Below are 19,880 nucleotides of genomic sequence, written 5' to 3' on the forward strand. Positions count from 1 at the left end.
GTGCACGTCGCGAGGGTATTCGACGTACTCGACGAGCTTGTTGTCCGGCGAGGTGCCGGAGAACACCAGCCCGGCCTTCTTCTCCAGCTCGGAGCGGTACGCGTTGTTGACCTCGTAGCGGTGCCGGTGCCGCTCCTCGACGTACTGCTCGCCGCCGTACACGTCGCGCACGATCGAGCCCTCGGCGAGCTTCGCCGGGTACAGGCCGAGCCGCATCGAGCCGCCCATGTCGCCCTCGCCCGCGACGATGTCGAGCTGCTCCTCCATGGTGGAGATCACCGGGTCCTCGGCGGCCTGGTCGAACTCGGTCGAGTTCGCTCCGCCGATGCCCGCGAGGTTGCGGGCGGCCTCGATGACGATGCACTGGAGGCCCAGGCAGAGGCCGAGCAGCGGGATGCCGTTCTCACGCGCGTACGTGATGGCGGACAGCTTGCCGTCCACGCCGCGCTCGCCGAAGCCGCCGGGGATGCAGACGGCGTCGGCGCCCGCGAGCTGCTTCTCGGCGCCGGCCGGGGTGCGGCAGTCGTCGGAGGTGACCCACTTGATGGTGGCGCGCGCGTTGTTCGCGAAGCCGCCCGCCCTGATCGCCTCGGTCACCGAGAGGTACGCGTCGGGCAGGTCGATGTACTTGCCGACGAGCGCGACCGTGACGTCGTGGTCCGGCTGGTGCACCCGGCGCAGCAGGTCGTCCCACTGGGTCCAGTCGACGTCGCGGAAGGGCAGGTCGAGGCGGCGCACCACGTACGCGTCGAGGCCCTCGCCGTGCAGCACCTTGGGGATGTCGTAGATGGACTTGGCGTCGATGGCGGCGACCACGGCGGCCTCGTCCACGTCGCACATGAGGGAGATCTTGTGCTTGATGGACACCGGCACCTCGCGGTCGGCGCGGAGCACGATCGCGTCGGGCTGGATGCCGATGTTGCGGAGGGCGGCCACCGAGTGCTGGGTGGGCTTGGTCTTCAGCTCGCCGGACGGGCCGATGTAGGGCAGCAGGGAGATGTGCACGACGAAGACGTTGTCGCGGCCGACCTCGTGCCGCGTCTGCCGTACGGCCTCCAGGAAGGGCAGCGACTCGATGTCCCCGACGGTGCCGCCGACCTCGGTGATCACCACGTCGACGTCGTCGGTGGCCATGCGGCGGACGCGGTGCTTGATCTCGTTGGTGATGTGCGGGATGACCTGCACGGTGTCGCCGAGGTAGTCGCCGCGGCGCTCCTTGGCGATGACGGAGGAGTAGACCTGGCCGGTGGTGACGTTCGCGGAGCCGTCGAGGTTGACGTCGAGGAAGCGTTCGTAGTGCCCGATGTCCAGGTCGGTTTCGGCGCCGTCGTCGGTGACGAAGACCTCGCCGTGCTGGAAGGGGTTCATGGTGCCCGGGTCCACGTTCAGATACGGGTCGAGCTTCTGCATCGTGACGCGCAGGCCGCGCGCCTTGAGCAGGGCGCCCAGGCTGGAGGCCGTGAGCCCCTTGCCGAGGGAGGAGGCGACACCGCCCGTGACGAAGAGGTGCTTGGTCGTGGAGGACGACGACGTTCGGATCGGCATGGCCAAAGCGGGGCTCCCGTGGGTCGCGAGGTGAGGTGCGCACCGGCAGCCCGGGGCGTTGCTCGGAGGTGCCGTCGCTGCGGTCGGGGGGCTGCCGTTTCGACATCGGCGGACGGAGACCGCTTGCCCCACCGGTCCACGGGCCACCAGGCTATCAGCGATGGTGGGTGCACGTACCCGGGCGTATCGCCGCGAGCCGCGGTGCTCGCGCGGAACCGGTCGGCCGCAGAAGCCGTCCAGCGAAACACGACGTATCGTGCACGGATACGCCGACGGGCAGGGTTAGGTTTCGGGCGTCCCACGGGGGGCGTAGCCGCAGGTTTGAGTGGAGATACACGTGGCTGGGCGCATCGAGGATTACGCACTGATCGGGGACATGCAGACCGCTGCCCTGATCTGCCGGGACGGCACCGCTGACTGGCTCTGCCTCCCCCGGTTCGACTCCCATGCCGTTTTCGCGGGGCTGCTGGGCACCGAGGAGCACGGCTTCTGGCGGATCGGGCCCGCGCACGCGACGGGTGGCGAGCCTCCCCCGGCAGACCGCAGGCGGTACCGCGGGGACTCCCTTGTGCTGGAATCGGAATGGGACACTCCGCGGGGCACCGTCCGTGTGATTGATTTCATGCCGCCCCGCGGCAGCGACGCCCCGCAGCTCGTACGGATCGTGGAGGGCGTCAGCGGCCGGGTGCCGATGCGCTCGGCGCTGCGGATGCGGTTCTCGTACGGCTGGGTCGTGCCGTGGGTGCACAAGGTCGACCAGCGCACGGTCGCGGTGGCCGGGCCGGACTCGGTCTGGGTGGACACCGAGGCCGAGACGTACGGCAAGGACCTCACCACGTACTCCGACTTCACCGTCGCCCCCGGCGACCGGATCGCCCTCACCATCAGCTGGCAGCCCTCGCACAAGGAGCCGCCGCCGGTGCCGGACGCCGAGGCGGCGCTGACCCTCACCGAGGACTTCTGGCGCGAGTGGGTCGAGCACTGCACGTACCACGGGCCGTACCGCGAGGCCGTCGTACGGTCCCTGATCACCCTCAAGGCGCTGACGTACGCGCCGACCGGCGGCATCGTCGCCGCCCCCACCACCTCGCTGCCCGAGGAGATCGGCGGCTCCCGGAACTGGGACTACCGCTTCACCTGGCTGCGGGACGCCGCGATCACCCTCTCCTCGCTGCTGCGCACCGGCTACCACGAGGAGGCGCGCGCCTGGCGCGAGTGGCTGCTGCGTGCGGTGGCGGGCGACCCGGAGCACCTGCAGATCATGTACGGCATCGCGGGCGAACGGGACCTCGGCGAGCGCGACCTGCTCTGGCTGCCGGGCTACGAGGGCTCCACCCCGGTCCGTATCGGCAACGGCGCCGCCGGGCAGCTCCAGCTCGACGTCTACGGCGAGGTCACCGAGGCGCTGCACCTCGCCCACATGACCGGGCTCGCGCGGAACGACTACGCCTCGCTCCTCCAGGTGAAGCTGATCAGCTACATGGAGAAGCACTGGGACGAGCCCGACGAGGGCATCTGGGAGGTGCGCGGCCCGCGCCGGCACTTCGTGCATTCCAAGGTGATGGCGTGGGTGGCCGTCGACCGTACGGTCAAGCTGATCGAGTCCGGCGAGGTCGACGGGCCGCTGGAGCGGTGGCAGAAGCTGCGCGACGAGATCCACCGCAGCGTGTGCGAGAAGGGTTACGACAAGGAGCGGAACACCTTCACTCAGTCCTACGGCTCCAAGGAGCTGGACGCTTCCCTGCTGCTGATCCCGCAGATGGGCTTCCTGCCGCCGGACGACAAGCGCGTCATCGGCACGGTGGAGGCCATTCAGCGGGAGCTGTCGACGCCGGACGGGTTCGTGCTGCGCTACCCGACGGCGGGCGAGGAACAGGGCGTTGACGGACTCGAGGGCGACGAGGGCGCGTTCCTGGCCTGCTCGTTCTGGCTCGCCGACGACCTGGCGATGATCGGCCGGGTCGACGACGCGCGGAAGCTGTTCGAGAAGCTGCTGTCGCTCCGCAACGACCTCGGGCTGCTCGCGGAGGAGTGGGACCCGCGGCTGCAGCGCCAAGTGGGGAACTTCCCGCAGGCGTTCAGCCACGTGCCGCTGATCGACACGGCGCTCCGGCTGACGACCTCGGGCGCGTACGGGGGCTGAACCGCCGGTTCCACGGCCCTGAGCACGGGAGCCGGCTGCCGGGAGGGACCTCATGTCGGGCGTTGTCGTCGTCGGTGCGGGAATCGTCGGCTCCTCCGTGGCCTACCACTTGGCGCGCCGGGGCGTCCCGGTCACCCTGCTGGAGCGGGGGCCCGCGCCGGCCACCGGGGTCACGGGAAACTCCTTCGCCTGGATCGGCGGCGCGGGAGGCGACTGGCCCGGTGGAGCGCAGGACCTCCGCGAGTACGTCCTGGCGGACCACCGGCGCCTGGAGGGCGAACTCCCCCACGTCAGCGTCCGTTGGACCGGCTCGCTGTCCTGGTCCGGCACCAGGGCCGAGGACTCGGCTCCGCTCCCGGGCCGGTTCCGCGTCGGGCCCGGTGACATCGCGGCCCTGGAGCCCAACCTCCGGCACCCACCGGACGAGGCCACCCACATCCCGAGCGACGCGGGCGTCGACCCGGCGGCGTTGACCCGCGCACTCGTGGCAGCCGCCCGCACCCACGGAGCCACCGTGCTCCACGGAACCGCGGTCACTTCCCTGCAGATGGCCAACGGGCGCGTCGAGGGAGTGCTGACCCCGGCCGCGCTCCACGCCGCCGGCACCGTCGTACTCACGGCCGGAACGGATGTCCCCCGGCTCTGCGAGCCGCTGGACGCCGACCTGGCCGTCGCCGCCTCTCCGGCCACCCTCGCACGGGTCACGGCACCGCCCGGCCTGGTCAAGACCATCGTGGCCACCCCCGGCTTCGAGGTCCGGGAGGTACGGGACGGCGAACTCCTGCTGGTCGTGCCGCACGCCGACGGCACAGCGGCGGCGTCGGCGCAGGCCGCCCGGGACGCGCTCCAGCGCCTGAAGGCGGCATTCCGCGGCAGCGGCCGGTGCCGCCTGGTGGACTGGCGCACCGGCAGCCGCCCGATGCCCGCGCACGGGCCCCTCATCGGCCACGTGACACCCGACCGGTCCGTCTACGTCGCGGTCATGCACTCCGCCGTCACCCTGGCGCCCACCGTCGGACGGCTCGTCGCGGACGAACTCGTGACCGGCAGGCCGGCCCCCGAGCTGCGGCGTTGCCGCCCGCGCGCCCACTGACACCGCAGGCCGGGCGGCAGAGGGAGGACCGGGCGGCAGGGGGCCGTACGCGCGGGCGCGGGACGTACAGCGGCGTGTGGGTGCCGCCGTACGCCCCGCTCATGGTGCCCCCGCACACGCCTTACTCCATCGGGTCCAGCGTCAGCGTGAACTCCGTCGGAGCGCCGTCCTCGATGTACGCGGCGAAGCCCGCCACGTCGTCGAAGGCGAAGCCGTACGCCTTGCCGTCCTCGTTGATCTCGTGCATGACCTTGACGTACTCGTGCACCGCGTCGCCCTGGTAGAACTGGCTCGGGTCGTCGGTGGGCTGGTTCGCCAGGGCCGCCAGGGTCGTGCGGTTCAGCGCGGCGCCGATGATGGCCGCGACCGGCCCGCCGAGCTGGTCGTTCGGGGCGGCCAGGGCGCCGTCGCAGAACAGCACGTCACGGGTGCTCGGCTTCTCGATGGTGACCTCACCGGGGCCCGTGAAGCCGAGCGTGTTGCCGCTCACCCGGCCCTTGAACTCGCCCTGGTTGGTGGTGACGGTCAGGTCCTTCGAGGAGTAGACGCTCCACACCTCGTCGATGTACGCGTCGAGGTAGTCGCTCGGGAACTTGCCCTGGTCGATGCCGTGGCTCGGCGCGATGATGCGCTTGTCCTCGACGATCAGGTCGCCGAACGCGCCGCCCGCCAGCGCCTCGAACGCCTTCCCGCGGCCGCCCGCCTTGAGCTTGCCGGCCGTCTGCTCCTTCTGGCCCTTGAGGGTGATCGAGAGCGGCACGCTGAACATGTCCACCGCGGTGGTGTTGCAGTACATGCCCGAGTCCTTGAACGTGAACTCGGCGCAGTCGTGCAGCACCGGGAAGTTCGGGTCCGACTCGACCCAGCCCGCGGGGTAGGCGAGCGCCGCCTTGCCGTTGCCGTCCTCGACCGCCTTGAACTTCAGCTTGTCGCCGAGCCCGGTGTAGATCCGGCCGCCGTCCATGTACGGCAGCTGGAGGCTGCCGGCGTCGGACAGCGGTATCGCGTAGTCGGTGAAGCCGTCCTCGCCGTTGTCGCCGATCTCGACGGGCTTCGCCTCACCCTCGGGCGTCAGCCGTACGCGCTGGCCGTCCACCTCACCGAGGATGTAGAGGAAGATCGAGGCATCGTCGAACGCGCCCGAGTTGTTCACGACCTTCAGCGGAAGCGTCGCCGCCGCGCTGCCGGAACCGCTGTTGGAGCCGCCCATCGCACGGCCGCCGGCCAGTGTGAGTCCGGTGGCCGCCGCCACGGCCGTGGCTCCGCCGAGGAACTTCCTTCGCGAGATCACTTGCCCGTCCCCTCCTTGCTGTTCGCACCCTTGCTCTGCGCGCCCTGTCCGCCCTCTACGGACACGGCGACGTAGTCGACCATCATCGAAGCGCCCGGCTTGGTGGCGTCAGTGGGCGTGGCGTGCCCCGCGACACCGTCCGGGAAGGCACCGCCCATCGCCAGGTTCAGCAGGATGAAGTGACCGTGGTCGGTGGCGTTGGCCCAGGTCTCCGCGTCCATGTCGGCGGACGTGACGGAGTGGTACTCCTTGTCGTCGACGTACCAGCGCAGCGCTTCGGTGTCGCCGGTACGGTCCAGCTCCAGCGCGTAGGTGTGGTACCCGGCCTGGCACGCGGTCTCGGGGCACTCGGTGGAGTTGCCGATGCCCTGGGTCTCGTTGCACGGGCCGCCGGGGTTGACGCCGCAGTGCAGCACGCCCCAGACGGAGTTGATCCCGTTGACGTTCTCCATGATGTCGAACTCGCCGACGCCCGGCCAGTTCCAGTAGTTGCCGCGGTACTCGCCGCCCAGCGTCCAGAAGGCGGGCCAGTAGCCGAGGGCCTCGTCGCCGGTGATGTTCGGCATCTGGATGCTGGCCTCGATGCGCATCTTCCCGCCCTCGGGGGCGGCGAAGTCGGTGCGCTGCGACTCGATACGGCCCGAGGTCCACGTGTCGCCGTTCTTCAGCGCCGTGATCTTCAGATGGCCGTCGCCGTCGAGCTGGAGGTTGTCCGGGTTGTCGGTGTACTCCTGGATCTCGCCGGTGCCCCAGTTGTCCGGGCCGCCGGGGTAGCCGTGGCCCTTGTCGATGATCCAGTCGTCACCGGACGGAAGCGATCCGGCGTCGCCTTCGAAGTCCGAGCGCCAGACCTCTTCCAGCGCGTTGGCGTCCTTGCCGTCCGCACCGGCCTTCGTCTGGGCGGACTGCGAGCTCTTCGAGCTCCCGGAGTCCGACTCGCCGGCGTTCGCGGCGGGCAGGGCGTACGCCCCGAACGCGGTGACCGTGGCAACGGCTGCGAGCAGCCAGCGCCGTCTCATATTTTTCATGCTCATGCCATGCGCTCCAATTGTGGGGGGTGTGAGAGCGCTCTCACGCCATGGCCATGCACAGTGCCGGGAAGGAGGAGTAGCGTCAAGCCCTCTCGACGGAAAAGGAGTTCGATGTGAGCGGTGGCCACGGGTCCCGTCCCACCCTCGAAGCCGTCGCGGCACATGCCGGGGTCTCCCGCGCCACCGTGTCGCGGGTGGTCAACGGGGGTGCGGGGGTGCGGGCAGAGGTCCGTGACAAGGTCCAGCAGTCCGTGGAGGCGCTCGGCTACGTGCCCAACAGCGCCGCCCGCAGTCTCGTCACCCGCCGCACCGGCGCCGTGGCGGTCGTGATCGCCGAGCCGGAGACCCGCGTCTTCTCCGACCCGTTCTTCGCCCAGCAACTGCGCGGCATCAGCCGTGAGTTGTCGGAACGCGACATGCAGCTTCTGCTGCTGCTCCTCGAACAGCGCAAGGACTACGAGCGGATCGGCCGCTACCTCTCCGGCGGACACGTCGACGGCGCCCTGATGTTCTCCCTGCACACAGAGGACCCGCTGCCCGCGATGGCCAACGAGTCCGGGCTGCCCACGGTGTTCGGCGGGCGCCCCGGCTGGCCCGGCGCCGACCGGGAACCGCGCCCGCTGTATGTCGACACCGACAACCGGGGCGGCGCCCGGCAGGCCGTGGAACACCTCCTGGAACGCGGCAGAAGACGCATCGCCGTCATCACCGGCCCCCTCGACCAGACCTCCGCCCTGGACCGGCTGCACGGCTACCGCGACGCGCTCGACGTCATGGAGGCCGACCCGGCACTCGTCGCACACGGCGGCTTCACCGCCGAGGGCGGCGAACGCGCCATGGCCGAACTCCTCGACCGCACCCCCGACCTGGACGCCGTCTTCGCCGGATCCGACCTGATGGCCTCCGGCGCGATCCGTACGCTGCGGGCATACGGCCGCCGGGTGCCGGAGGACGTCGCGGTCGTCGGCTACGACGATCTGGAACCCGCCGCCTGGGCCGACCCGCCGCTCACCACCGTCCGCCAGGACGTGGAGGGCATGGGCCGGATGATGGCCGAACTGCTCATGCGGCGGCTGGGCCTGGCCCCGGAGTCGCGCGGGGCCGACGGGGTGCCGGCGTCGGTGGTGACGTCGGCGCGGCTGGTCGTACGGGCGTCGAGCTGACGCCCGTACGAAGGCTGTTGCGGCAGCGGGGTACGGCGGGCGTGGGTCCGTGACGCCGCTCAGCGCCGCCAGCGCTCTCTCAGCGCGTCAGCAGCTCGTCGTAGACGCTCAGCACGTGCGCCACCGTGTCGTCCTCCGTCGGCAGCCGCGCCGCCCGTGCGCGGCCCGCCGTCGCGAGCGACTCCCGGCGGCCGGGGTCGCGCAGGAGGCCGGTCACGGCTGCGGCGAGCGCGTCGGCGTCCGCGTACGGCACCAGCAGGCCCGCGTCGCCGACCAGTTCGGGCAGTCCGCCGACGGCGGACGCCACCAGGGGCACACCCGCGCGCAGCGCCTCCTGGGCGAGCAGCGAACGCGCCTCCCAACGTGCCGGGAGCAGCGCGATGTCCGCCACCGCCAGCAGGTCGAACGCGTCGTCCCGGCGCCCCAGCAGCCGTACGGGCAACGCCTCCGCGTCGATACGCGCCTGCAGCACGCCGCGGCGCGGCCCCTCCCCCGCGATGGCGAGCAGCGGCGGCGGCTCGAGCCCGCGCCACGCGCGCGCGGCGGTCAGCGCGGTCCCGTGGCCCTGGAGCGGGTCGAGGCGGCCAACCGCGAGCAGCAGCGGGCGGTCGACGGCGCCGATCTCCGCCCGTACCTTGGCCGCCGCGTCCGGATCGGCGGACAGCTGGTCGTACGACCCGGACCGCGGCTCCGGGAACGGCAGCGCCACCGGCGCCAGCCGCGCGTCGCGCGCGCCCCGGCGGCGCGCCAGGTCCACGAGGTCGGTGGTCGCCCCGAGCACGACGCCGGCGGCCCGCGCCACCCGCCGTTCCAGCAGCCGTACGAGGCCGCGGTGCGCGCCGTACGCGTGCTCCCTGGTGTGCCACGTGACGACCAGCGGCACGTGGCGCCGCCGCCGGCCGAGCGCCATCGCGGCGAGCAGCCCGGCGTGCAGACCGTGAGCATGCACGAGGTCGGCGTCGGCGCAGGCGCGGCGGAGCGCGAGGACGGTTTCGGCGTCCGTGTGCAGAGGCCCGGGGAGGGACGCGAGGGCGGCGTTCCGCGGTACGGACGGGGGCTGGGCGGCAGCGCTGTGCGCGGCCGTGTGGCCCACTTCGGCGAGTTGGGCGCCGGCGGCGGTGAACCCGTACGCCTGCTCCGCGCCGTACGGCGCGCACACCGTGACGCGCAGTCCGTGCGCCACCAGGCCCTCCGTGAGCGAACGCACGTGCACACCGGTGCTCGCGCAGGGGATCTCACCGCCGCCCGCCGTGGCCGCCAGGCGGCGCCGGCGGCACGACGTACCCGGCACGAAGGGCGTACCCGGCGCGCCCGGCGCACCCTGTGCGCCGGACAGCACCTGCACTACGTGCACCGGCGCGTGCCCGCGCGGAGGAGGAGGCGGATCGGGGGTACGGCTCACAGCGGGTCGGACTCCGGGGGTAGCGAGATACGGGCGTGCGCCGGGGCGTGATGCGCTGCGCCCAGGATGCCAGTCCGTGACATGGTCGAGACACCGCGTCCCGGCCACGAGTGCGACAGGATGCGGCAGGAGGGGCCGCGCCCCCGTCACGTATCACCCGCGCGAGCGACCCCGGCCCCGCCCGGCCCTGGACAGGCGACCCGTCCCCGTACGGCGTCCCCGTACACACCGTGCACCGTACGGTGCCGAGTCGTGCACCGTACGGTGTCCGCACCGTGCACCGTACGGCAGCGCCCGCGCCGGGACCGGGCGTCACACCCTAACCGCGGCCGGCGGGGGCGGCGCACCCGGCCGCCGGGTGGCGGGTTCGCGTACGGGCGCGGGGAGTTGGGCGGGCTCGGGCCTCCGCCGGTCAGACCGCCGCGCGGGCCGTCGCGAGAAGTTCCTCCGCATGCGCGCGGGCGAGGCTGGAGTCCTCCTGGCCCGCGAGCATCCGGGACAGCTCCCGTACGCGGTCCTCGCCCTCCATGACCTGCACGCCGCTGCGGGTCACCGACCCGTCGTCCGTCTTCTCCACCACCAGGTGCCGGTCCGCGAACGCCGCCACCTGCGGCAGATGCGTCACCACCACCACCTGCGCGGACCTCGCGAGCCGCGCCAGCCGCCGGCCGACCTCGACCGCGGCCTTGCCGCCGACGCCCGCGTCCACCTCGTCGAACAGGTACGTCGGTACCGGGTCCGAACCCGCGAACACCACCTCCACGGCCAGCATCACCCGGGACAGCTCACCGCCCGACGCGCCCTTCGCGATCGGCCGCGCCTGCGCCCCGGGGTGCGGGGCGAGCAGCAGCTCGACCTCGTCCGTACCGTGCGGCCCGAACGCCACTGTGCGGCCGTCCACTTCCAGCCCGCCCGGGTCGTCGCTGCGCCGCAGCTCGAAGGAGACGCGGGCGTGCGGCATGGCGAGTTCGGACAGCTCCTCGGTGACCGCGTCCGCGAACCGCTTCGCCGCGTCCGTACGGGCCTCGGTCAGCTGCTGCGCCAGCGTGGCCAGTTCGGCGCGGAGGGTGTCGCGTTCAGCGGTCAGCTCGCCGATACGGTCGTCGTCACCGGCGAGTTCGGCGAGCCGTACGGCGCCCTGCTCGGCCCAGGACAGCACCGCGCCGATGTCCTCCCCGTACTTCCGCGTGAGCTGCCCGAGCGCCGCACGGCGCTCCTCGACGGCGGCGAGCCGGAGCGGGTCGGCGTCCAGATTGTCGGCGTAGCCCGCGAGTTCGCCCGCCACGTCGGAGAGCAGGATGGACACCTCGCTCAGCCGGTCGGCCAGGGCGGCGAGCGCGGGGTCGTGCGACCGTACGGCCTCCAGCGCCCGGTGCGCGCCCACGACGAGCGTCGACGCGTCCATGGCCTCCGGGCCCGACTGGTCGGCGGGGTCGCCCGCCAGCGCGCTGTGCGCGGTGGTCGCGGCGGAGGCCAGCGCCTCGGCGTGGCCCAGCCGCTCGGCCTCGGCGGCCAGTTCGGCGTCCTCGCCGGGCTGGGGCTCGGCGGCGGCGATCTCGTCGAGGCCGTAGCGGAGCAGATCGGCCTCCTGCGCGCGTTCGCGGGCGAGGGTGGTCAACTCGTCGAGGGTGGCGGTGACCGTACGCAGCCGCTGGTACGCCTTCGAGTACGCCGCGAGCGTGCCGGACACCGCCTCGCCCGCGTACCGGTCCAGCGCCTGCCGCTGCCGCGCCGGGCGCAGCAGCCCCTGCTGGTCCGTCTGCCCGTGCACGGCCACCAGGTCGTCACTCAGCTCCGCCAGCAGCCCCACGGGCGCGGAACGGCCGCCCAGGTGCGCTCGGGAACGGCCCTCCGCCGACACCGTACGGCTGACGAGCAGCGCGCCGTCGTCCAGCTCGGCGCCCGCCTCCTCGGCCCGTACGGCCGCCGGCGAACCCGGCGGCACGACGATCCTCCCCTCGACGACGGCGGCCTTCGACCCGGCCCGTACGAGCGCCGCGTCGGCACGCCCCCCGAGCAGCAGCCCGAGGCTGGTCACGACCATGGTCTTGCCCGCGCCGGTCTCGCCGGTCACCGCGGTGAAGCCGGGCGCGAGCTCGACAACCGCGTCGTCGATCACGCCCAGGGCTCTGATCCGCATCTCCTCCAACACGGATACGACCATACGAGGTTCCCCGCGCAAAGCCACCCCCGGTCTTGCACGGGACCCCTTTCGCGATCCCGCACCCGGCCGCTTGGCGCGCCCACGCCCGGGCTGCCTTTCGGCCCGTGCGGCGCACGGGGCGTGCGGGCCTCAATGCCATCCAGCCCGCCCGGTGCGCTGGAGGGCAGACCTCAGCCAAATCAAGCCCGTCCGGCGATTGAGGACGGCCCCCGGCCACAACGGACCCGCGCGTGGCCACACACGTATCGGACCACCCGCCGACCGGGGGGCCGCTCCGGGCCGTCCTCAAACGCCGGACGGGCTTGGGGGTGCGACGCATGACGACAGCCCCCCGGCCACAACGGGCCCCCGCGTGCCCACGCACCCATCGGACCACCCACCGCCCGGCGGCCGCTCCGGGCCGTCCTCAAACGCCGGACGGGCTTGGGAGGGGTACGCCCAGGCGTATCCGTGCGGGAAGCGGGGGCGCGCGTTACGGCGAGGCGCCGCGCCAGCCGGCTACGGGGAGCGCGAACTTCGCGACCAACCGGTCCGTGAACGACGCGTGATGCAGCCGCGCCAACCGCACCGGCACGGCCCCCCGCCGTACCTCCACCCGCGCCCCCGCCGACAGCTCCACGCTGCGCCGCCCGTCGCACCACAGCACGCCGTGCGGCGTCTGCGGCTGGACCTCCACCGCGAGCACCGAGTCGGGCGCGGTCACCAGCGGCTTGGCGAACAGCGCGTGCGCGCTGATCGGCACCATCAGCAGGGCCTCGACCTCGGGCCACACCACCGGGCCGCCCGCCGAGAAGGCGTACGCGGTCGAGCCGGTGGGCGTCGCGCACACCACGCCGTCGCCGCCGAAGCGGGACACGGGCCGCCCGTCGACCTCGGTCACGACCTCGAGCATCCGTTCGCGCGCGGCCTTCTCGACGGACGCCTCGTTGAGCGCCCAGTCGGTGTGGACGAGCCGCCCGTCGTTCCGTACGAGCACGTCTAGCGTCATGCGCTCCTCGACCTCGTACGCGCGCCGCACCACGCGGTCCACGACCCGGTCCAGGTCGTCGCGTTCGGCCTCGGCGAGGAAGCCGACGCGGCCGAGGTTGACGCCGAGCATCGGTACGCCCGAGGCGCGCGCGAACTCCGCGCCGCGCAGCAGCGTGCCGTCGCCGCCGAGGACGACGAGGAGTTCGCAGCCGTCCAGGACGTCCGGCTTCGCCTCGACGGTCTCCACCGCTTCCGGCAGCGGCAGGTCCGTGGCCTCGTCGCCCAGCACGCGTACGCCGATGCCGCAGCGCAGCAGTCCCTGCACGACCAGCTCGGCGCTGCGGATGGCGGCGGGCCGTCCGGTGTGCGCGAGCAGGAAGACCGTACGGCCCTCGGTCTGTGTCGTCGTCACTTCGGCCCCTCCGCCACAGCTCGGTCGAGATCAGCCGGGTCGAGTTCGGGCGCCCCGGCGCGCAGCCACAGAAAGTATTCGACATTCCCGGAGGGCCCGGGGAGGGGGCTGGCGATCACGCCGAGCACGCCCAGGCCGAGCGCGGCGCCCCGCGCCGCGACCGCGCTCACCGCTTCGGCGCGGAGCGCGGCGCTGCGCACCACGCCGCCGCTGCCGAGCCGTTCGCGGCCCACCTCGAACTGCGGCTTGACCATCAGCACCAGGTCCGCGTCCGGCGCCGAGCACCGCACCAGGGCGGGCAGCACCAGGCCGAGCGGGATGAACGAGAGGTCGCCGACGACCAGCTCCGCGGGCTCGCCGTCGAGGTCTTCGGGGGCCAGCTCCCGTACGTTGGTGCGGTCCCGTACGGTCACGCGCGGGTCGCTGCGCAGCGACCAGGCGAGCTGGCCGTAGCCGACGTCGACGGCCACGACGTGGCCGGCGCCTGCCCGCAGCAGCACGTCCGTAAAGCCCCCGGTGGACGCCCCCGCGTCGAGCGCGCGGCGGCCGGCGACGGCGAGTCCGCGGGGCTGGAACGCGGCCAGCGCACCGGCGAGTTTGTGTCCGCCGCGCGAGACGTAGTCGGGGTCGCTGTCGTCGGCGCGCACGACGACGGCGGCGCTCGTCTCGACCTGGGTGGCGGACTTGGTGGCGGTCGCCCCGCCGACGGTCACGCGGCCCGCGGCGATCAGCTGCCCGGCGTGCTCGCGCGAGCGCGCCAGCTTGCGGCGCACCAGTTCCGCGTCGAGTCGCCTGCGTTGCGGGCGGGTCACTGCCACGTGGGGTTCAGCTCCTGGGGTCGGGCCGGTCGTCGTGCCGGTCGAGCGCGGTCAGCGTGTCGCGCAGGCCGCGGTGCACATCTTCGTACACCTCCAGGTGCCCCGACACGGCGAGGTGGTCCGCGTCCTCCAGCCGCCTCAGCTGCGCGTCCACGGGAGGATGCCCCGTGGGCTCCGTCCCGACGCCGAGGGGGCGGGGGCCATCGAGGACGGAGTCCTCGGCGGTGTCCCCGGCGGTGTCCGCAGCGGAGTCTTCGGCGGCGTCTTCGCCCGGCTCCCCTGCCGTGCCCTCGGCGGCGGCGTCTTCGCCGCGCTCCATGGCGGCGGCGGCGGCGCGGTCGTCCTCCGGCAGTGCGCCGTCCTCCGCCGGACCGCCCTCGGCCACGGCGGCCGGGTACGGCCCGGCGCCCGTCTCCGCGTACTGCTCCGGCTCGGCGCCGTGCATCGGCTCGTTCATGCACCCGACGCTACCCGCTGCCACCGACAGCGCGGGGCGCCGGGACACCGTGCCGAACCCGAGGTCGAGGCCGTACGCGTGTCAGCCCGGACGCGTCACGCGCGTACGCGGGCGCGTGCCGCGGGGATCACCAGCGGGGTGCCGGACTCGGGGTCGTCGATCACGCGGCAGGGCAGCTCGAAGACCTCCTCCACCAGGTCCGCGGTCATCACCTCGGCGGGCTCGCCCTCGGCGACGATCGCGCCGTCGCGCATCGCGATCAGGTGGGTGGCGTACCGCGCGGCGTGGTTGAGGTCGTGCAGTACGGCGACCACCGTACGGCCCGACTCGTGCAGCCCGGCGCACAGGTCGAGGACCTCGATCTGGTGCGCGATGTCGAGGTACGTCGTCGGCTCGTCCAGCAGCAGCAGCGGCGTCTCCTGCGCGAGCGCCATGGCGATCCACACGCGCTGCCGCTGCCCGCCGGAGAGTTCCTCCACGAAGCGGTCGGCCAGGTCGGCGACGCCCGTGGACGTCATCGCCTCGGTGACGATCCGCTCGTCGTCGCGCGACCACTGCCGCAGCAGCCCCTGGTGCGGGTAGCGGCCCCGCGCCACGAGGTCCGCGACGGTGATGCCGTCCGGCGCGATCGACGACTGCGGGAGCAGGCCGAGCGTACGGGCGACCCGCTTCGCGGGCAGGGTGTGGATGTCGGTGCCGTCCAGCAGCACCGTCCCGGCGGCGGGCTTCAGCATCCGGGAGAGGGCGCGGAGGAGGGTGGATTTGCCGCAGGCGTTCGGGCCGACGATCACGGTGAACGACTCGTCGGGGACGGCGACGTCCAGGTTCCGCGCGATGGTGCGCTGGTCGTACGCGAGGGTCAGCCCGCCCCCGCCCAGCCGCGTGCCGGCGCCCGCGCCGGAGCCCTTGCCGGTCACCGTACGGGGCGCAGCTTCGGTCTCCGTACGGGTCGCGGCTTCGGTCTCCGTACGGGACTCGATTCCCGCCCCTGTACGGGACTCGGTTCCCGTCTCCGTACGGGTCTCGGTTTCGGTCGCCGTACGGGTGCCGCTTCCGGCGTCGCCGGAGTGCTCCATCTCCGCGTCCCTCTTCCCGTTCATCCCGCTCTTACGGCTCGTCCCGCTCTTCCCGGTCCCGTTCCGCACCGCGCCAGCCGCCGTCTCAGCCGTGTCCGTCATATCCGCCCCGCCTTGCGCTCCGTGGCCAGCAGCCACACCAGATAGCCGCCGCCCAGCACGCCCGTGATCACGCCCACCGGCAGCTGGTGCCCGCTGAACGCCCGCTGCGCGGCCAGGTCCGCGATCACCAGCAGCGCCGCGCCCGTGCACAGCGAAGGCAGCAGGTTCGGTCCGGGCGCCTTCGTCATCCGCCGTGCCACCTGCGGCGCCGTCAGCGCCACGAAGGCCACCGGCCCGGCCGCCGCCGCGCCGAACGACACCAGCAGCACCGCCGCGGCCAGCACCGTCAGCCGTATCCGCTCCACGGGGACGCCCAGCGCGAACGCCGCGTCGTCCCCCATCTCCAGCATCCGCATCGCCCGTGCGCAGCCGAGCAGGACGACGGGCAGCAGCACCGCCATCGCGATCAGCAGCGGCACCGCGTCGTCCCAGCCGCGGCCGTCCAGGCTGCCGGTCATCCACAGCACGGCGCGGGCGGCCTCGGTGATCTGGGCGCGGGTGAGCAGGTAGCCGTTGACGCCGGTGAGGATGGCCGTGATGCCGATGCCGATGAGCACGAGCCGGTAGCCGTGTACGCCCTGCCGCCAGGCCAGCCCGTAGATCAGCAGCCCGGTGGCCAGGCCGCCGGCCACCGCGCCGCAGGCCAGAGCGAGGCTGCCGCCGCCGAACACCACGATGACGGTGAGCGCGCCGGTGGCGGCGCCGTGCGTGAAGCCGAGGACGTCGGGGCTGCCGAGGGGGTTGCGTACGACGGACTGGAAGACCGCGCCGCCGAGCGCCAGCGCGGCGCCGACCAGCAGGGCGGTGACGACGCGGGGCAGCCGGATGTCGTTGACGATGAACTCGTCGGCCGGGTTGCCCGAGCCGAGCAGCGTGTCGAGCACCTGGCCGGTGGTCATCGGGTAGTCGCCGCTGCCGCTGCCGATCGCGAACACGGAGGCGACGGCGGCGACCACGAGGCAGCCCAGTCCGACGGCGAGCGCGCGTGGCCGGAACGCGACGGAGCGGCCGCCCGCGGTGCGTATGACGCTCATGCCCGCACCACCTTCCGGTGCCGCACGAAGTACAGGAAGAACGGCCCGCCGAGCACCGCCGTCACGATGCCCACCTGGAGTTCGGAGGGGCGCGCGAGCACCCGCCCGAGCACGTCGGCGCCGAGCAGCAGTACGGGCGCGAGCACCGCGCAGTACGGCAGCACCCACCGCATGTCGGGCCCGGTCAGGGTGCGCACCATGTGCGGCACCATCAGCCCGACGAAGACGATCGGCCCGCAGGCCGCCGTGGCGGCGCCGCACAGCAGCGTCACGGCGAGCATGCCGCCCGCGCGCGTACGGGCCGGGTGCGCACCGAGGGCCTGTGCGGAGTCGTCGCCGAGTGCGAGCGCGTTCAGCGGGCGGGCGAGTGCCAGCGCCAGCAGGACGCCGAGCAGGATGAACCACACGACCTTCTGCGCCGTGTCGGCGTGCGCGCCGGCGAGTGAACCGACCGTCCAGAAGCGCATCTTGTCCAGCGAGGCGGTGTCCAGCAGCTGTACGGCGTTGACATAGCTGAACAGCGCCGCGTTCAGCGCAGCCCCGCCGAGCGCCAGCCGGGCGGGGGTCGCGCCGCGGCCGCCGCCGACCACGTACACGAGGACGGACACCGCGCCCGTACCGGCGAAGGCGAACCACACGTAGCCGGTGAACGAGGTGATGCCGAGAAACGAGATCGCCGACACGACGGCCGCGGCGGCGCCCGCGTTGATGCCCAGCAGGCCGGGGTCGGCCAGCGGGTTGCGGGTCAGCGCCTGCATCACACCGCCCGCCAGGCCCAGTGCGGTTCCGGCCATCAGGCCCAGCAGGGTGCGCGGCAGCCGCATCTCGTGCACGACGGTGTACTCGGGGGACGCGCTGTCCGTGAGCCCGCGCCACGCCTCGTTCAGCGAAAGGGGTTTGGCGCCCACGGCGAGGCTCAGCGCGAGCAGGACGCACAGCAGCAGGACCGCGCCGAGCAGCCCGGCGGCACGCAGTGCGTACCGTCCGCCCGGTGGCCGTGCGGCGGTCGGCGGCGCGGCCGTCGAACCCGTCTCTGTCTGCGGGGACTTGGTGAGCGACACGTACGGGGCTCCGGATCTGGCGGGGTGCGATTTCGGTCACCCGGCCACTGGACAACGACTTCGGTTAGGTTAACCTAACCCCGCATTCGGGCCCACGGGTCCCCCCGCGATTTTCCGAGGAAGGCTCTCCATGTCACGCTCCCGCACCTCCCCTCTCACCCGCCGCGGCCTGCTCGCCGCAGGCGGCGCGGCCGGCCTCAGCGCCCTGCTCGCGGCCTGCGGGGAGGACGGCGGCGGTTCGGGCTCGGGCGAGGGGGGCGCCTGGTCGTTCACCGACGACCGGAAGAAGAAGGTCGAGCTGGACGGGCAGCCGAAACGTATCGTCGCGTTCACCGGCACGGCCGCCGCGCTGCACGACTTCGGCGTCGACGACCAGGTGGTGGGCGTCTTCGGGCCGACGAAGCTGAAGAACGGCAAGCCCGACCCGCAGGCCGGCGAGCTCGACGTGGACAAGCTCGAGATCATCGGGAACGCGTATGGCGAGTTCAACATCGAGAAGTACGCGAAGCTCCGCCCCGACCTGCTGATCACCAACACGTACGAGCCCAACGCGCTCTGGTTCGTGCCGGAGGAGAGCAAGGGGAAGATCCTCAAGCTCGCACCCAGCGTCGCGATCAAGGCGTCCCGGGTGTCGCTGCTGACGATCATCAACCGCTACGCGGAGCTGGCCGAATCGCTGGGCGCCGACCCGAAGGCGAAGAAGATCACCGACGCCAAGGCCCGGTTCGAGAAGGCCGCCGAGACGCTGCGCAAGGCCGCCAAGGCGAAGGGCGGGCTCAAGGTGATGGCCGCCTCGGGCAGCCGCGACCTCTTCTACGTCTCGACCCCGAAGGTCAACGCCGACCTGATGTACCTGCGCGAGCTCGGCGTCGACCTCGTCGTCCCCAAGAAGCTCGACCAGGCCGGCTACTTCGAGCCGCTCAGCTGGGAGAACGCCGACAAGTACCACGCCGACGTGATCATGCTCGACAACCGGGGCCAGGCCCTCCAGCCCGACGCCCTGGAGAAGGTCCCGGCCTGGACCGACCTGCCCGCGGTCAAGGCGGACCAGGTCATTCCGTGGGCGAGCGAACCGAGGTTCTCGTACGCGGGCTCGCTGCCGCTGCTGGAGAACCTCGCCAAAACCGTTCAGGACGCGAAGAAGACCGGCTGAGTCCACCGCAGGTCATCCATGGTTCCCCACCGGGAGGTTTCCGTTCCATGAGCACCGCAGCACCCGAAGCACCCACTCTGCCCTTCGAGTTCTTCGAACTGCGCGTCGTGCGGGCCCGCCGCGTGACGCCGTCCATGATGCGGATCACCCTCGGCGGCGGCACGTTGAAGGACCTCGTGTCCGGCGGCAGGGACCAGCGGCTCAAGCTGTTCCTGCCGCAGCCGGGCCAGGAGGCCCCGGTCGTACCGGTCGGGTCCGGCGAGAGCTGGTTCCCGGAGTGGCAGGCGATGGACCCGGACGTACGCGGCATCATGCGCACGTACACCGTCCGCGAACAGCGCCGCACAGCGGACGAGTTGGACATCGACTTCGCGCTGCACGGCGCCCCTGGCTCCGTGGGCGACGCCGGCGGCCCGGCCGCGCGGTGGGCCGCCGCGGCGCGGCCCGGGGACCGGGTCACCGTGCTGGGCCCGCTGGTGCCGGACAACGCCGCCGTCGACTTCCGGCCACCGCCCGCCACGGACTGGATGCTCATCAGCGGCGACGAGACGGCGCTGCCCGCCGTCGCGGGCATCCTGGACTGGCTGCCCGCGGGCACGAAGGCCCGTGTCTGGCTGGAAGTCCCGCACGCGGAGGACGTACAGACGCTGCCGACCGCCGCCGACGCCGAGATCACCTGGCTCGTACGGGACGACGCGCCCGCCGGTGCGAGCCGTACGGACGTCGCCCTCGCGGCACTCCGTACGGCGGAGCTCCCGTCCGGCACGCCCTACGCGTGGATCGCCGGGGAAGCGGGCACGGTGAAGGCACTGCGGCGGCATCTGGTCGGTGAGCGCGGATTCGACCGCAAGGCCGTCAAGTTCACGGGCTACTGGCGCCTGGGCTCCACCGAGGAGCAGCTCGTCGCGGAGGCGCTGGCGGGCAATCCCGTGAACGCCGAGGACTGACCGCGAGGCCGGGCGCCGC

16 protein-coding genes are annotated in these 19,880 nt (G+C 72.8%); 5 read left to right on the plus strand and 11 right to left on the minus strand.

Annotated elements, in window-relative coordinates; translation table 11 throughout:
- Positions 1–1,545: CTP synthase (locus DVA86_RS27415; RefSeq protein WP_208882314.1), on the minus strand; the 1,545-nt coding region annotated here is incomplete at its 3' end.
- Positions 1,546–1,876: 331 nt separating this feature from the next.
- Here DVA86_RS27415 and DVA86_RS27420 point away from each other — a divergent pair.
- Positions 1,877–3,688 (plus strand): glycoside hydrolase family 15 protein, encoded by a 1,812-nt coding sequence (locus tag DVA86_RS27420; protein WP_208885238.1) that lies wholly within the window; start codon positions 1,877–1,879, stop codon positions 3,686–3,688.
- Positions 3,689–3,740: 52 nt separating this feature from the next.
- Positions 3,741–4,781, plus strand: coding sequence for an NAD(P)/FAD-dependent oxidoreductase (locus DVA86_RS27425; RefSeq protein WP_208882316.1), 1,041 nt, complete (start codon positions 3,741–3,743; stop codon positions 4,779–4,781).
- A 121-nt stretch (positions 4,782–4,902) separates the two neighbouring features.
- Here DVA86_RS27425 and DVA86_RS27430 read toward each other — a convergent pair whose 3' ends face one another.
- Positions 4,903–6,072: a beta-1,3-glucanase family protein gene (locus DVA86_RS27430; protein ID WP_245997238.1), complete on the minus strand. Its 1,170-nt coding sequence runs from the start codon at positions 6,070–6,072 to the stop codon at positions 4,903–4,905.
- The gene (locus DVA86_RS27435) at positions 6,069–7,106 is read right to left on the minus strand and encodes a glycoside hydrolase family 16 protein (protein ID WP_245997241.1); all 1,038 of its coding nucleotides are present in this window, start codon (positions 7,104–7,106) and stop codon (positions 6,069–6,071) included. Before DVA86_RS27435 ends, DVA86_RS27430 begins: the two co-directional genes overlap by 4 nt.
- Positions 7,107–7,216: 110 nt before the next feature.
- Here DVA86_RS27435 and DVA86_RS27440 point away from each other — a divergent pair, with 110 nt between their 5' ends.
- Positions 7,217–8,266, plus strand: a complete 1,050-nt coding sequence (locus DVA86_RS27440; protein WP_208882318.1) for a LacI family DNA-binding transcriptional regulator — start codon at positions 7,217–7,219, stop codon at positions 8,264–8,266.
- A gap of 79 nt (positions 8,267–8,345) precedes the next feature.
- Here DVA86_RS27440 and DVA86_RS27445 read toward each other — a convergent pair whose 3' ends face one another.
- The 8 genes from DVA86_RS27445 to DVA86_RS27480 form a co-directional block, all read right to left on the minus strand.
- Positions 8,346–9,668 carry a glycosyltransferase family 4 protein gene (locus DVA86_RS27445; protein WP_425470937.1) on the minus strand — a complete coding sequence of 441 codons (1,323 nt, stop codon included), beginning with the start codon at positions 9,666–9,668 and terminating at the stop codon, positions 8,346–8,348.
- Positions 9,669–10,080: 412 nt separating this feature from the next.
- On the minus strand, positions 10,081–11,832 hold the full coding sequence (recN, locus tag DVA86_RS27450) for a DNA repair protein RecN (protein WP_208882320.1): 1,752 nt from the start codon (positions 11,830–11,832) through the stop codon (positions 10,081–10,083).
- A 472-nt stretch (positions 11,833–12,304) separates the two neighbouring features.
- Complete coding sequence (locus tag DVA86_RS27455; RefSeq protein ID WP_208882321.1) at positions 12,305–13,213, minus strand: NAD kinase; 909 nt, start codon at positions 13,211–13,213, stop codon at positions 12,305–12,307.
- On the minus strand, positions 13,210–14,025 hold the full coding sequence (locus tag DVA86_RS27460) for a TlyA family RNA methyltransferase (RefSeq protein WP_208885243.1): 816 nt from the start codon (positions 14,023–14,025) through the stop codon (positions 13,210–13,212). The genes DVA86_RS27455 and DVA86_RS27460 overlap by 4 nt, the downstream gene beginning before the upstream one ends.
- A gap of 13 nt (positions 14,026–14,038) precedes the next feature.
- Positions 14,039–14,488: a hypothetical protein gene (locus DVA86_RS27465; RefSeq protein WP_245997242.1), complete on the minus strand. Its 450-nt coding sequence runs from the start codon at positions 14,486–14,488 to the stop codon at positions 14,039–14,041.
- Between the two features lie 95 nt (positions 14,489–14,583).
- A complete protein-coding gene (locus tag DVA86_RS27470) occupies positions 14,584–15,588 on the minus strand; it encodes an ABC transporter ATP-binding protein (protein WP_245997243.1) in 1,005 nt (334 codons plus the stop codon).
- Between the two features lie 74 nt (positions 15,589–15,662).
- Complete coding sequence (locus tag DVA86_RS27475; RefSeq protein WP_208882323.1) at positions 15,663–16,700, minus strand: FecCD family ABC transporter permease; 1,038 nt, start codon at positions 16,698–16,700, stop codon at positions 15,663–15,665.
- Positions 16,697–17,761 (minus strand): FecCD family ABC transporter permease, encoded by a 1,065-nt coding sequence (locus tag DVA86_RS27480; RefSeq protein ID WP_208882325.1) that lies wholly within the window; start codon positions 17,759–17,761, stop codon positions 16,697–16,699. Before DVA86_RS27480 ends, DVA86_RS27475 begins: the two co-directional genes overlap by 4 nt.
- 130 nt (positions 17,762–17,891) lie before the next feature.
- Here DVA86_RS27480 and DVA86_RS27485 point away from each other — a divergent pair, with 130 nt between their 5' ends.
- Positions 17,892–18,914, plus strand: a complete 1,023-nt coding sequence (locus tag DVA86_RS27485; protein WP_208882326.1) for an ABC transporter substrate-binding protein — start codon at positions 17,892–17,894, stop codon at positions 18,912–18,914.
- A 47-nt stretch (positions 18,915–18,961) separates the two neighbouring features.
- Positions 18,962–19,861 (plus strand): siderophore-interacting protein, encoded by a 900-nt coding sequence (locus tag DVA86_RS27490; protein ID WP_208882328.1) that lies wholly within the window; start codon positions 18,962–18,964, stop codon positions 19,859–19,861.
- The last annotated feature ends 19 nt before the right edge of the window (positions 19,862–19,880 follow it).

Source organism: Streptomyces armeniacus (assembly GCF_003355155.1).
Lineage (GTDB): Bacteria > Actinomycetota > Actinomycetes > Streptomycetales > Streptomycetaceae > Streptomyces > Streptomyces armeniacus.